Genomic DNA, 12,851 nt, shown 5'->3' on the forward strand with positions numbered 1-12,851 from the left:
CCGGTCCCGAAGGACCGACCCGCCTTTTTTCCGTGGTGGCGGACTACTTGCGCTTGAGGGTGAAGTCCTTGTGCGCGGTGGATCCCTGCTTCGGCCTCACTTCGGTCGTGACCGGCTGGTAGCCCGCCGCGGAGACCCGGAAGGTCAGTGAGTTCTCCCGCGAGGCCAGCGCCAGGGTGTAGTTGCCGTGCTCATCGGTCGTGAGGGTGTGCGCCCCCGTCTTGCCGGTGATCAGGACGGTGGCACCCGCCAGCGGCACGGCGCCGCCGCGCGGGGTCTTGCCGAGGACGGTTCCGCTCACCGTCGCCCAGGGCTTGGGCGGGGCGACACGGAGCCCCACAGCGACCGGCGGCACCCCGTACGGGGTGTTGCTGCTGAACGCGAGCTGGGCGTCGTACTCACCCGGCTGCATGATCTCCGGCACATCGGAGTCCAGCGTGACCGTGATGGTCGCGCTCGCACCGGGCTGCAGGGTGACCTGGCTCCTGGACTCGCTCAGCCAGGTGACCTCGGCCCGATCCTGCTGGTCATATCCCGGGAGGTGCTCCACGGTGTTCGCCACCCCGTTATCGGTGTCCGGGCCGCCGAACTTGTAGAGGCCCAGGGCGCTGCCACTGCGGTAGGTCGCGGTGGGGGCGTTGGGCAGCGGGCTCCATGTGCCGCTCTGCGGGTCGAAGGCGAAACCCTCGTTGGTGATGGTGGTACCGGAGACACCGCTGGAGATGACCAGCAGACCGTTGGCGGACGTGTAGCTCGAACCCCACAACGGGATCGGCATGTCGGGAAGTCGGGACCAGCTGTTGGCGTCAGGGTCGTAGACGTACGCGTGTTTGATCGTCTGGTTCCCCTCCACTCCGTCGGTCTGTGCCGTTCCCCCGGCGCAGTAAAGGTTGCCGTCGATGCCTGCGCACGACTCCCAGGCGACCTTCTCCGGGTACGAGGCGATCGGCGACCAGCTGTCGGTGGCCGGATCGTAGACGTCGGCGTCGGTGGTGTCACAGATCCAGGTGCTGCACCCGCCGATCGTGTACAGCTTGCCGTCGAGCGTCGCGGTGCCCGCTCCACCGTACGGCCGGGGCTCGGGTGCGCCGGTGGTCCAGGTGTTTGTGGCGGGGTCGTAGATCTCCAGCTTGGGGTCGGGGTCGCCGAACTGTGTGGAGCCGTTGAAGCCGCCCGCGGCGTAGAACTTGCCGTTGATGAAGCCGTGGGCGGGGGCCTGCCTGAGATCCTCCGCGCTGGCCAGCTGGGTCCAGCTGCCGGTGGACGGGTCCAGGGCGTAGAGGTCGCTGCTCGGCCCGTTGTCCATGTACCCGTAGGCCGAGTAGATCTTGCCGTCATACGCGCCGGCCGCGTTGTCCGCCACGCTCTGCGGGAAGAGCGAACTCTCCCAGGCGTCCGCGGACGGTCCGGTCTTCGCTGTGGCCTTCGCTGCGGTTTTCGTTGTGGTGAGCTTGGCTGTCAACGGGAGCGGGGAGAAGTCCCCCTTGACGCGCTGCAGTGGTGCGCCCTGGGTGGCGGTGGTGTGCGAACCGCCGGACCTCTCTCCCACCCGGAGGGTGGCCGGGGCCCCGCCGGTGTTCTTGACCGTCAGTTTCCGGGTGGTCCGTTCGCCCCAGCCGACCGATCCGCTGATCGGGCCCGACGTGATCTGCAGCCGGCCGGCCTTGAGTTTGTAGGAGGCAGGGACCGTGCTGTCGGCGGCGACCTTCAGTGTCTTGGACAGAGCGGTGTACGGGGCCTTCGCCACAGCGAGGTCACGCTTGCCCGTTTCAGGGGAGAAGAGGGAGTAGTAGCCGTCCCCGAGCTTCGGGTCCTCCGGGGTGGCGACTGTCGTCGCGGTCGCGGCCGGGTCGTCCTGGCTGGTGACCGTGGCGCCGATCAGACCGCTGCCGGTGTTGGCGTCCGTCACCGTGCCCACTACCAGGCCGCCCGGTGTGGGGGTGAAGGCACGCTGCCCCATGAAGACGTTGTCCAAGCCGAAGTACTCGCCCCCGTTGCCGGGGTCGCTGCTGTAGTGGAAGCGGACCCGGACTGACTTCTTCCCGGCGTATTCGGTCAGCGGTATCTCCACCCGATCGGGACCGAAAGTCCCGGTGACGGTGGTCCAGACGTTCGTCCAGGTGGTGCCGCCGTCGTCCGAGACATCCACATTGATGTGCTGCTCGGGCCAGTTCTGGAGCATCGTATTGAAGGCGAGTTCCGGCACGGTTGTCCCGCTGAAGTCGTACACCGGGCTGATCAGCTGGGAGTCCAGAGTGACGCCGAATCCGTAGTAGTCGCCGTCGGCGATGGCGAACGCGCCGTCCCCGCCGGTCTTGTTGCCCCGCGCGTGAGGGTCGTCGAACTCCCAGCCGCCGGTGGTGCCGTCCGCGTTGACGACACTCCAGCCCTGCGGAGCGGAGGTGGTGGAGGTGAAGCTCTCGGTGGACCCGACCAGATGCACGGCGTAGCCGGGGGCCGTGGCCTGCCATGGATCCGTCGGGACGGGGAAGTTCACGGTCCTGCGTGTGTCGCCGAAGGTGACGGTCTTCTTGACCTCCTGGTATCCGGGCAGGGAGGCGGCAATGTGCAGGGTGTAGTCGTGCCCTCTGGGCAGGGTCAAGGTGTACGCGCCGGTGGCCGGGTCGGTCCACACGGGACCGCCGGGCACGCCGTCCGCGGTGATCTTGGCGTAGAGCGGCCAACCGTGGCCGGAACCGTCGGTCACCTTGCCGGAGATCGTCTGGCTGGGCAGCGGGGACAAGGCGAAGTTCTTCGTCAGAGTGGCGCCTTCCGCGATTGCCACGGACTTGCCCGTGCCGCTGGCATAGGCGAAGGCGTCGACGGCGACGTCGTAACTACCGACCGGGAGCGTCAGCGAGTACGCGCCCTTCGCATCGGTGTGGACGGCCGAGTCCCCGACCGTGACGGCCGCTCCGGCCACCGGCTTGCCGGTGGCCTTGTCGGTGACGGTGCCGGACAGGTCACCGTGCGGGCCGCTGCGGAACGCCGCCAGGCCCTTGGGGGTGCCCAGGCCGGTCGGGCCGTCGTAGCCGGCGGTGCCGCTGCACAAGTAGGCGGGATCGCAAGTGCCGTTGCTGCCACCGGTCACGTCGTTGAGCCCGGTCCCGGAATACGTATAGGGATACGAGTTGGGGTACGTACCGGGGACGGGAGTGCCCGCGGCGGCGTACACCCCGGCGATGATGGGCGCCGCGACGCTGGTGCCACCGTAGACCTGCCAGCCGCTGCTTCCATAGGTCTGGTAGACCGCGACGCCGGTGGCCGGATCGGCGACGGCAGAGACGTCGGCGACGGAGCGGTGTCCGCAGCCGGTGTCCTTCTGGAAGGCCGGCTTGGGCTCAAAGGCCGAACAGCCGGAACCGGCGCCGTCCCAGGCGGTCTCGGACCAGCCGCGGGCGGCGCCCGGGTCGGATGCCAGCGAGGTGCCGCCGACCGACGTCACGTACGGCGAGGCGGCGGGGTAGGCCACCCCGAAGCCGGAGTCACCCGACGAGGCGACCACGGCCACACCGGGGTGGTCGTAGTGAGGGTCGAACGCCGCTGCCTCGGCGGGGTCTTCACCGCTGCCACCACTCGGGTAGAGCGAACCATAGGAGTTGGAGACGTACTTGGCGCCGAGCGCGACCGCTTCGTCCACCGCCGCGCCGAGGCTCTCGATACTGCTGTCGTCGGCTTCGACCAGCAGGATGCGCGCGTTGGGCGCGGCCGCGGAGACCATGTCCACGTCCAGCGATATCTCGCCAGCCCAACTGGGGTCCGCTTCGGGATAGTTGGTGCCGCCGCGCTGGTCGACCTTGCGGAAGCAGCCGTTGTCGGTGGTGCAGGCGGACAGCCCGTACTGCTCGCGGTATACGGCCAGGTCCGCCTCGGCGGCGGGGTCGTCGAAGGCGTCGACGATGGCCACGGTCTGTCCGGTGCCGCCGCCTTCGGGCAACGCGTAGGCGTCCTGCAGGTCGGCAGGTCCGTAACCCGTGGGGGTGTCCGCGGCGGACCGCAAGCCCCTCACGGACTTGATGTCGGTACGGCGAAGGGCATAACAGGCGGCGTCGCCCTTCGCGGGCGTGGCACAGGCCGGTTCGTAGGGCAGGCGCTGGTCGGCAGAGGCGGCGGCGGGCGCCGGCGCCAGACCCGGAGCCGTCGAAGGCGCCGCACGAGCCGGCGCCTGAAGGCCCAGCACGGCGATCACGGCCGCAGTGAGCGCGATGATTATCAGATCGAGGGCGCGGGTTCTGCCCTCTCTCCTGCTGAGTTGGGACACGTTCGACTCCCTGTATTGCGGGCGGGGCGCGGTTTTCGTCGCGGACACGTCGGGTGAGGTGACGGATCCGCGGGGGATCGGGTGGCCGACGATGTGGACCGATCGCGGGGTTCTGGGACGGCGCAACAGGCTGGCGTGAACGATCAGAGTTAAGGCTTGTGGCCGGGAGATGTATAGATAAACTTGTGTCTGGTATCGCCACTTGGCGGATCGCGCCACTACGGGGCCGCCGGCCCGCCGGCCGGTGACGACCAGGAGGACGCCCGGTGCTCGGTGCCCTTGGGATCAGCGAGTTCGATGAGCGGGTCTATCGCGCCTACTTGGCCAAGCCGGACCGGTCAGCACGCGAGATCGCCGAACATCTGGGCACCACACCCAGTCGGATACGGCACGCGGTGGCCCGGTTGGTGGAACTGGGCTTGCTGCGAAGAGAACGACAGGGCCAGTACCGTCCCGTCAGCCCGCGGACCGCGTTGAGCGCACTGCTCGCCACGCGACGAGCCGATACCGAGGCGGCGTTCACCTCCGTGTGGGACGCGGTCGACGACCTGGCGAGTGAGTACCGTGCCAACCGACTGCAGGGGGATCCGAGCCAGTTGGTGGAGGTGATCACCGGCGAGGAGGCGGTCACCCTACGGGTGGCCGAGTTGACCCAGTCGATGCGCACCCACTTCTGGGTTCTTGACCGGCCCCCGTACCTGGGCCCCTACACCGTCGAGTTGGAGGAGAACTTCACGATGGACCTGCTGGGCCGCGGCATCGACATACGGTCCGTCTACACCCCGGAGGCGCTGGAGCAGCCCGGCCGATTCCAGCTGATCACCCGGCTCGCCAACCTCGGCGAACAGGCCCGGTTCCTGCCGAGCCTGCCGTTCAGGCTGCGGATCATGGACCGTCGTGTCGCGCTGCTCGCGCTGATCGGAGGACGGTACGACAGGATCGCCGTCGTCCATCAGTCGGGTCTGCTCGATGCGATCCTCGAGCTGTTCGACACATATTGGCAGCGGGCACAACCCGTCGTCTCGACGACCCCGGTGGCCCCGGATCAACCGAGCGCGGATGACCTGTTGCTGCTGAAGATGTTGCAAGCGGGCTACAAGGACCAGGCGATCGCCCGGCAACTCGGGACGAGCAGCCGCACCGTGACCCGCCGGATCGCCGCGATCGCGTCGCGGCTCGGCCTCGACACCCGCTTCCAGATGGGCACCGAAGCCGCCAAACGAGGCTGGATCTGAGGAGAGTCGGGCGGGGTGGAATCGGTCATCAAGCGACGAGGCACCGACCGGCGCGGCGGCTGCTCCCGTAACCGCGGCCACCACTGCGACAAGTGCCACCGCATCGCCTACGCCCTCGGGGTGGAATCGGTCATCACGCGCCGAGGCGCCGAGCACGGCTCGGGCCTCGCGTGCAACGCTCGGACGTCGAGCCGCCCTGGGGCATACGAACCGAGCGTTGACGCGCACGTGTGTCCCGTGTGAGTACTGATGTTGTAGCTGTGGTGTCGTCGCGCTGAGACCGATGCCCGGGGTGAGTGACCTCCTTGGCTTGGAGAGGCTCGGACATCCGGCAGGTCCACAGGGTGGTGGTAGTAGTACCGGGAGCCCGAAGCAGTACGGAGAGGAGACCGGGATGGCTGATTCCCGGGAGATGGCTGAAGGTCCCACGTCGAAGGCGTTGGCTTGTGCATCGGCGATACGAGTCGGAGGTGCGCTGTACATCCTGGCGGAGGTGGCCGGACTGGAGGACGCCTATTACGGTGCGGACGCGGGGATCCAGGCCGGGATGATCGCGCTTACACGGGAACGTGAACTGAAGCACGACGTCATTCGCTCTGCCATCGACGACTGCTCGTCACTGAGCACACGGTATCCGGACAGGGCTCCGGCAAAGTCGTTGATCATGCCGTCAGGAACAGGTTGATGGGGCGGTCGGTGTCGCGTGCGTGATGCCGTAGGGCGGCGGCGATGTTGTGGTGGCCGTCGAGGCGGAGCAGGGTGATGGCGGTGTTGCGTAGGCCCGCCATGACGCGGGGTGCCTGCCCGGTGCGGACCTGGGAGCGGTCCTCGTCGAAGGTGACGTCACGGACCCAGTGCAGGCGGTTCTCGATCTCCCAGTGCTACTGCACCCATGCGGCCAGGACTGCCGGCGGGGCAGTGGTGGCGTCCGCGCTGGTGATCAAGTAGACGATCTCGACGGTCCGGCGACCCTTCCTGGCGACGGTGCGCCGCAGTTGGGCGACCTGCACGGCTCCGCTGAACTCGATCCACGCCGGTACGTCGATGACCTTGATCGTCCGGGTGGCCCGGCGTCCGTGTCCTCGGTCCGTCCTGGTGACAGCAGGTACCGACGTCCAGGGAAGGGCCTTGAGCTGGGCGAACAACGACTTCTGATTGGCCTTCACGGTCAGGACGTCGTCGCCTCCGGCCTCGGTCACGAGCGTCGCGGTGTCGTGCTGGGTGTGCATCGCGTCCATCGTGATCACCACACCGGCCAGGTCGAGCGCGGCCAGCAGGTCCCGGGCGGCGGGAATCTCGTTATTCTTCTCCCGCACCGCGATCTGGCCGAGCACCGCACCCGAGCCATGCGCGAGGGCGGCGACCAAGTGCGGGGCCTGAGAACTGCCGCCGCGTGCGCCCCGGACGGTCTTGCCGTCGATGGCGATGACCCTGCGGCCCGCGACGAGCGCGGTCCTGGTCGCCGCCCAGGCACCCAGCACCGCATCGAGATGGCACCCGTCCAGGCGGGCGAACAGGCGCCGCAGCGTGGATTCGTCCACCCCGCCCCGCTCCAGCCCCAGCCGGGCAAGCGCCACACCCCCGGCGTCCCGGGCCCACTCCCCGATCGCGGTGAACCCGCGTGCTCCGGCTACCACCGCGCACACCGACACCGCGATCAGAGCGCCCACCGGATGACGGACCCCGCGCCGACAGCGTGGGTCGGGTATCCGGCCGAGCAACTGGATGAGGAGTTCGTGATCCGGGACGGGCGTGCGAACAGGCGCGGGGATGAGAGACGATGACATGGCGCGGGCGTGATCCCCTGGTCGGACGGTACGGCGTAGGAACCTCCATCCAACCGGACTGGAACACGCCCGCGCACCTCTACCCCACCACAAAACCCCACGCCACAGCGCTAAACGGCGACTTTGCCGGGGCCCTGAGCACATGAGGATCGGAGAACTCGCAGAGCGTACGGGCGTATCGCGTCGACTGCTGCGCTACTACGAGCAGCAGCGGTTGCTCACACCGAGACGCGCCCTGAACGGTTACCGCGAATACAGCGAGTCACACGTCGACATCGAGCTGCAGATCAAGGGACTGCTCGATGGCCGGACTGCCGACGCGCATCATTCATGAGCTCCTGCCATGCCTGGACAAGCCGCAGACCATCTACGTCCCCTACGTGTCACGTGAAATGATCGCCACACTGGAACGCGCACAGGTTCGACTGTCCGAACGGATCGAGTGTCTGACTCATAACAGGGACGCAATCGCCGATTACCTCGAAACGGTTCTCGGCGCCCGCTCGACGAGCACCGACAGCATGGCCATAACGTGCCGAGTATCGCGTCCATGATCCAGTGATGCTCGCTCAGAGACCGCTCGTCCTCCTCGACGGTCTCGCCGAAGACCGCATAGCCACTGAACGAGGCCGGAGTGCCCGGATTGCGGCAGCCTCCCGAAAACCGCGCCGATCACACGCTGCCCCACTGACGCGACCGGCTGGACTGCGGTAGGGCTCCGGGCCGGGTTCGGGCTTCGGGCCGGGGGCCGGGCCGGGCTTCGTGGCAGGACTGGCCCCCGCCCGCGGAACCGATCCGCCGGCACCTCTGACAGATCCGCGTCCTGCCCAGCCGGGACCTTCGCCGCTCCGCACCGTCCCGCCGACCGGGACACACCTCCGGACTGTGCGGCAGTACGTGCGGGCAGTGACGAGGCGCTTCGTCGGGACCTCACTGGGCCTTGAGCGTGTCGATCAGCTTCTCGGCCAGCGCCGCGCTGGACTGGGGGTTCTGGCCGGAGATCATCTTGCCGTCCTCGACGACGTTGACGCCCCATGCCCGGATCGACTGTATTTTCGCGCCGCGGGCCCTCAGCGCGTTCTCCACCAGCCACGGAGCGAATTCGGCCGAGCCGTGCTTCTCTTCCTCCTCGTTGGTGAAGCCCGTGAGCGTCTTTCCTTCGAACAACCAGCGCCCTCCCGGCTTGTTCGCGCTGAGCAGGCCCGCGGGGCCGTGGCACAGGGGAGCGATGATCTTTCCCGCGGCATCGAAGTCGCCCAGGACACGGCCCATGTCGGGGTCGTGAGCCAGATCCTCCATCGGACCGTGGCCACCGACGAGGAGCGTCGCGTCATAGTCGGCGGCGCGGACGTCCGAGAGCGGTGTGGGATTGCCCAGGATGTCGGAGTGATCGTCGATATACGCGGCGAACTCGGGGCCCCGGGGCCCGGCCCCCTCGGTGCTCAGGCCGTCCGGGTCCGGTGTCGGGTGGCCCACCACGGTGGAGGCCAGGTCGACGTTGAACCCCGCCTCGGTCATCGTGCGGTGGGGGACCGCGAATTCCTCGGGCCAGTATCCGGCGGGGAGCGTCGTTCCGTCGGCCCCCGTCCAGTGGTCGACGCCCGACAGGATCATCAGCACATTTGTCACGGCACTTACACCTTTCCTCGGGGTCCGGATCCGAAGGACCGGGACCGTACCGGACGCAGGAAAGGGGCGCCGTCTACCGCGTGCGGCGGACCTTCCCGCCTACTCCCATCACAACAGGAGTGGGGCGATATGGCGACCGCTGGAAGTTTGTGGTACGCCGCCGTCGCGGCTCAGGCTGTCCGGTCGGCTCCCGGTGGACGCCCTGGGTGACGGCCGGCAGCCGGCTGGCCGGCGCCCACGTCCGCGCCCCGTCCAGGGCCCGAGTGAGCAGATCACCCGCTCGACGACCACCTCACAAAACTGTCGGCCGACCGCCTGCACCCGACCGGACCGGATCTTTGCGACCGGCAGAGAACAGTGCCCCGCCCCGCTTGCACGCCACGAACGCGCCCGGCACATGGCGGGAGGCGGTGCCCGCCTTCAAGAACTCCGACTCCACTTCAACCATTGCCTGCTCGTGGCGATCTTCGTCAACTGATCGAGGCTGAGCGCGGGGGTCGTTCGGGTTTTTGGGCCGAACTGCTGAGCGCCGTTGCTCTCGAAGACCACGACACGCAGCCCGTCGGGCCTCATCGTGTCGGCTCGCCACATCACCATGCCGGTGCCGGCTTTCTCACCAGGGCCCTTGTGCCTCGACACCTGCGTGCCATCCGGCAGCGTGGTCGACCCGTCGCCGAAGAGCTGGCCCCTGACATCCGACATGTTCCGCTGCACGTTGATCTCCAGCCGCGTCACTCCCTGCCCGTCGTCGACGAGGAGGTAGGTGTATCCGCCATCGTCGCCGGTGTCCTGACCGGTGACCTTGATGCCGACGGGCAGCAGGGAGCGCAGCGTCTTTCTGAGCGTGTTTCCATCAGGACCCTGTACGACCGCGGGCGGTTCAGGTGTGCGGGGATGCCGCTCGGACATCTGCCTGAGCGGCTCGCGCCAGACATCAGACGTGACCAGCTTCTTCAACTGGTCCGGGTTCAGGGGCGGTTCGGAACGGGAGATCGTGGAGTCCTTCTCCGTGGGCGCGTTCCACTCCTGCACCTCGACCGTACCCCCGCCAGGTGTGGCCACCGTCGCGGTCCAGAGCTTGGTCTTCTCCCGCTTGTCCGGATACTCGTACCCCTTCACGATCATGAGCTCGGACCCGTCGGGCAGGGTGCTTCTCGCGCAGGCGTCGTACGGGACGGTCCCCTTGTCGGGGCAGGTGACGCGATCACTCGTACCCCCGTTCGCCCCTTCGACCGCCAGAGTCACCGCGGCCGGCCCCTTGTGGTCGTCGTACACCAAGGAGACCGTGGGGCCCTGTACCTCGTCGACACCGGTGGCCTCGACGCCGGTCATCGACCCGGCGGGCATCACCTCGCGCATGGCGGCGACCATCTGCCGCCCCGTGAACGCGGTCGACGAGGAGGACACGGCGGACGGGACGGCGGCTCGCGAAGCAGCGGCAGGCGTTCCCGTTCCGCCGGCGCCCACGATTCCGGCACCGTAGGCACCGCCGAACGCCACAGCTCCGGCGACCAGGACACTCCCCGCGACCGCAACGGTCCGCCTCTTGGCCTGCCTGCGGCGTCCCCTGGCCAGCCCTTCCTCGACCAGCGCACCGCTGTCCGCGGGGGTGAACACGCCTCCGGTCCGGCGCACGGCCAGGCCGAGCTCATCAAGGAATCTCTCTTCTTGCGGCATGCCGAAGTCACTCCCCTGCTCATACGTCAGACAGAACAAATCGGGGTCCGGCCGATGGTCAACCGGCCTCATCCCGGGTCTCAGGACGGCGCGAACTCGAAATAAGTGCCACCGAGTTGCTCCCGCAACTTGGCCAAGGCGCGCACCGACCTGGTACGTACGGCCGCCGGGCTGGCGCTCATCGCCTGCGCGGTCTCCTCGATGCTGCGGTCCTCCCAGTACCGCAGAACCACCACCGCACGGTCCTTGGGCGCGAGTTGGGCGAGCGCATCAAGGAGGGCGAGACGCAGATCGGCATCGTCGCCCGACCAGGAAACCCCCTCGGGCAGTTCGCCGAGAGGCCGTTCCGTGGCGGAGCGGCGGCGCCGGTAGGTGAGGAAGCTGCGCACCAGCACGGACTGGGCGTAGGCAGCGGGGTTCTCCACACGCGAAGCGCCCCACACCGTGTACATACGGCCCAGCGTCTCCTGCACCAGGTCCTCCGCCAGATGTATGTCACCACTGGTCAGAAGGCATGCCGAGCGAAAGAGATGGCCCGCCCGGCTCGCCGCGAACTCTCTGAAGCCGTCCGCGTGACTCACGCGTCCACTCCTGCTCTTCGCCCTCACGTCCTTACTGACGCGGTGGGGGCCAGGAATGTTTCACCCGGGTCCCTGCGAGTCTCCCGAGTCCGACCCGCGGCGGATGAGTGGCACCTGCCGACCGGCCGGAGCACCGCGGCATCGCCCGCCCTGCGGGTGGCGCCGGCCATAGGGCGGGGGCGGTAGACGATGCGTCAGGTCGCGAAGGAGGGGGACCGGGGAGCACGGGGGGACACCGGGGAACACGGGGAAGGAACAGCGGGGAACACCGGGGGAATGGCGGGGGATGGAAGCTTCCGGCGGGGCATTCCGAGTGGTGGGTGTGGTATTCGAACCCACGGTGACATTGCTGCCACGACGGCTTCAAGACCTTTCGACGTGCAAGCGCGCCTGTCGCTGAGCCCCAGGTCAATCGGATGTGAGCGTCCCAGCGGCACCGTCGTCCTTACCGTCGTGCCCACTACATGCCCCAAGCCCGGGGTCGCACCCGCTGTGCCGCGTGCGTGGCAATTTCAGTCGACCAGCGAGGCTCGGATGCGGTCGATGGCCCGCAAAACCTCGACTCGGTTCTTGGCGCTCTTGATCCACGACGGCAGTCTGGCGACAACCGTCATCTTCCGCCCCTCCGAGTCCCAGGGAGGTCGTTCGCGCAGCGGCGCCTGAACGAACTGCCTTATCAGGTCCAGATGCTCGGGGTTGTAAGCCCACACCCAGCCATGACGCGTCTCGGCCTGCAGCCACAGTGGCAGGCCGAAATACGGATCTAGGGCCTCCCCTCTCCCCCGGAACAGGCGCAGCCCATCAGCCGCATGACGAGTCAGGCCACAGGTCCGGCAGGTGAGGCGCCGCGGCGCGAACAGCGCGGCACTCGCCTCCCCGGACACAAGTGCTGCAGGGGATACGTGCGCGATGCCGGTGCACTTCGGGCAGCGCACGAGCACGTGATCAATGAAGTCGTACTTCGTGTGCCGTGAGTCCCGGAACCGCCGTGGCGAGAGCATGACGGCAGTATGCGTCGCGTCCTGGCGTATCGGTGACATGGGGAACGCACACGTGAAAGCCTCCGACCGATCTCGTTGGCCAGAGGCTTCCAATGAGGCCGCCGCCGAGGGCAGTTCCGCCAGAGGTGGCGGCGAACGCTGCTGCTGGGACGCCGAGTATGAGATTGATACGTCGCCACAACTTGACCTGCTCGAACCACCCGAGGGACTGTGACTGCGCGCTCCCCGGACACCCGGTATCTGGTCTGTCACCGGTTGTCGTCGCCTAGTTAGTACCGAGCGCCCTTACACGGCCCAGGGACGGCCCAGGGACGATCAGGCGGGCTGGTCCCACTCGTCCAGCTTGATCTTCACCTGACGGTTGTGGTCGGCGTGCCAGATGACCGTGCCCGCTACCTCGGCCCCCAGGGCCGGCAGCTCCATGCCTTGTGGCACCCCGGTGATCTCAGCCAGACCCACAGCTTCGGGCACGCCATCAATGGCGACGAAGACACCGAACCGCTGGCAGCCGATGACCTCTCCTGCGACCAGAGCCTGTCCGCCCGCTCATGTCAGAAGCCGGACGCTCAGGGTTGCTGCCGGCACCGTGTCGGGGACGTTATCGCCCGTGCCGTATCGCGCGACGACGACTCGGGACCGGTCGGGGGGCCGGGTCACGCCGCCGTGACCCGGCACCCCTC

General features: G+C 68.0%; 10 protein-coding genes and 1 pseudogene. 3 read left to right on the top strand and 8 right to left on the bottom strand.

What is annotated here, in order from left to right; genetic code table 11:
* Nucleotides 1-43 precede the first annotated feature (43 nt).
* Nucleotides 44-4,261 (bottom strand): carboxypeptidase regulatory-like domain-containing protein, encoded by a 4,218-nt coding sequence (locus OG310_RS17080; protein WP_329456735.1) that lies wholly within the window; start codon nucleotides 4,259-4,261, stop codon nucleotides 44-46.
* Between the two features lie 266 nt (nucleotides 4,262-4,527).
* Between OG310_RS17080 and OG310_RS17085 the strand changes: the two genes are divergently transcribed.
* The gene (locus OG310_RS17085) at nucleotides 4,528-5,496 is read left to right on the top strand and encodes a winged helix-turn-helix transcriptional regulator (protein WP_329456736.1); all 969 of its coding nucleotides are present in this window, start codon (nucleotides 4,528-4,530) and stop codon (nucleotides 5,494-5,496) included.
* Between the two features lie 394 nt (nucleotides 5,497-5,890).
* Entirely contained in the window at nucleotides 5,891-6,181 is a 291-nt protein-coding gene (locus OG310_RS17090) for a hypothetical protein (protein ID WP_329456737.1), read from the top strand.
* Here the strand turns inward: OG310_RS17090 and OG310_RS17095 are convergent.
* Nucleotides 6,159-6,284, bottom strand: a complete 126-nt coding sequence (locus OG310_RS17095; protein WP_329456738.1) for a hypothetical protein — start codon at nucleotides 6,282-6,284, stop codon at nucleotides 6,159-6,161. The two genes, OG310_RS17090 and OG310_RS17095, sit on opposite strands and share 23 nt — an antisense overlap.
* A 93-nt stretch (nucleotides 6,285-6,377) precedes the next feature.
* A complete protein-coding gene (locus tag OG310_RS17100; protein ID WP_329456739.1) occupies nucleotides 6,378-7,283 on the bottom strand; it encodes an ISAs1 family transposase in 906 nt (301 codons plus the stop codon).
* A gap of 142 nt (nucleotides 7,284-7,425) precedes the next feature.
* Between OG310_RS17100 and OG310_RS17105 the strand changes: the two are divergent.
* Nucleotides 7,426-7,837 (top strand): annotated as a pseudogene (locus OG310_RS17105) (MerR family transcriptional regulator).
* Between the two features lie 376 nt (nucleotides 7,838-8,213).
* Here OG310_RS17105 and OG310_RS17110 read toward each other — a convergent pair.
* The 5 genes from OG310_RS17110 to OG310_RS17130 all read right to left on the bottom strand — a co-directional run bounded on the left by OG310_RS17110 (nucleotide 8,214) and on the right by OG310_RS17130 (nucleotide 12,642).
* Entirely contained in the window at nucleotides 8,214-8,912 is a 699-nt protein-coding gene (locus OG310_RS17110) for a type 1 glutamine amidotransferase domain-containing protein (RefSeq protein ID WP_329456740.1), read from the bottom strand.
* A gap of 420 nt (nucleotides 8,913-9,332) precedes the next feature.
* The gene (locus OG310_RS17115; RefSeq protein ID WP_329456741.1) at nucleotides 9,333-10,589 is read right to left on the bottom strand and encodes a hypothetical protein; all 1,257 of its coding nucleotides are present in this window, start codon (nucleotides 10,587-10,589) and stop codon (nucleotides 9,333-9,335) included.
* 80 nt (nucleotides 10,590-10,669) lie between these two features.
* Nucleotides 10,670-11,170, bottom strand: coding sequence for a SigE family RNA polymerase sigma factor (locus OG310_RS17120; RefSeq protein ID WP_329456742.1), 501 nt, complete (start codon nucleotides 11,168-11,170; stop codon nucleotides 10,670-10,672).
* A gap of 512 nt (nucleotides 11,171-11,682) precedes the next feature.
* The gene (locus OG310_RS17125) at nucleotides 11,683-12,171 is read right to left on the bottom strand and encodes a hypothetical protein (RefSeq protein ID WP_329456743.1); all 489 of its coding nucleotides are present in this window, start codon (nucleotides 12,169-12,171) and stop codon (nucleotides 11,683-11,685) included.
* A gap of 315 nt (nucleotides 12,172-12,486) precedes the next feature.
* The gene (locus tag OG310_RS17130) at nucleotides 12,487-12,642 is read right to left on the bottom strand and encodes a hypothetical protein (protein ID WP_329456744.1); all 156 of its coding nucleotides are present in this window, start codon (nucleotides 12,640-12,642) and stop codon (nucleotides 12,487-12,489) included.
* Nucleotides 12,643-12,851: the final 209 nt, after the last annotated feature.

It is taken from the genome of Streptomyces sp. NBC_01497 (genome assembly GCF_036250695.1).
In the GTDB taxonomy this organism is placed as follows: Bacteria; Actinomycetota; Actinomycetes; order Streptomycetales; family Streptomycetaceae; genus Streptomyces.

Excerpts from the sequence above, each read along its gene's own strand:
- OG310_RS17090 (WP_329456737.1), top strand. The coding sequence starts at position 5,891 with ATGGCTGATTCCCGGGAGATGGCTGAAGGTCCCACGTCGAAGGCGTTG.
- OG310_RS17095 (WP_329456738.1), bottom strand. The coding sequence starts at position 6,284 with ATGGCGGGCCTACGCAACACCGCCATCACCCTGCTCCGCCTCGACGGC.
- OG310_RS17100 (WP_329456739.1), bottom strand. The coding sequence starts at position 7,283 with ATGTCATCGTCTCTCATCCCCGCGCCTGTTCGCACGCCCGTCCCGGAT.
- OG310_RS17115 (WP_329456741.1), bottom strand. The coding sequence starts at position 10,589 with ATGCCGCAAGAAGAGAGATTCCTTGATGAGCTCGGCCTGGCCGTGCGC.
- OG310_RS17125 (WP_329456743.1), bottom strand. The coding sequence starts at position 12,171 with ATGCTCTCGCCACGGCGGTTCCGGGACTCACGGCACACGAAGTACGAC.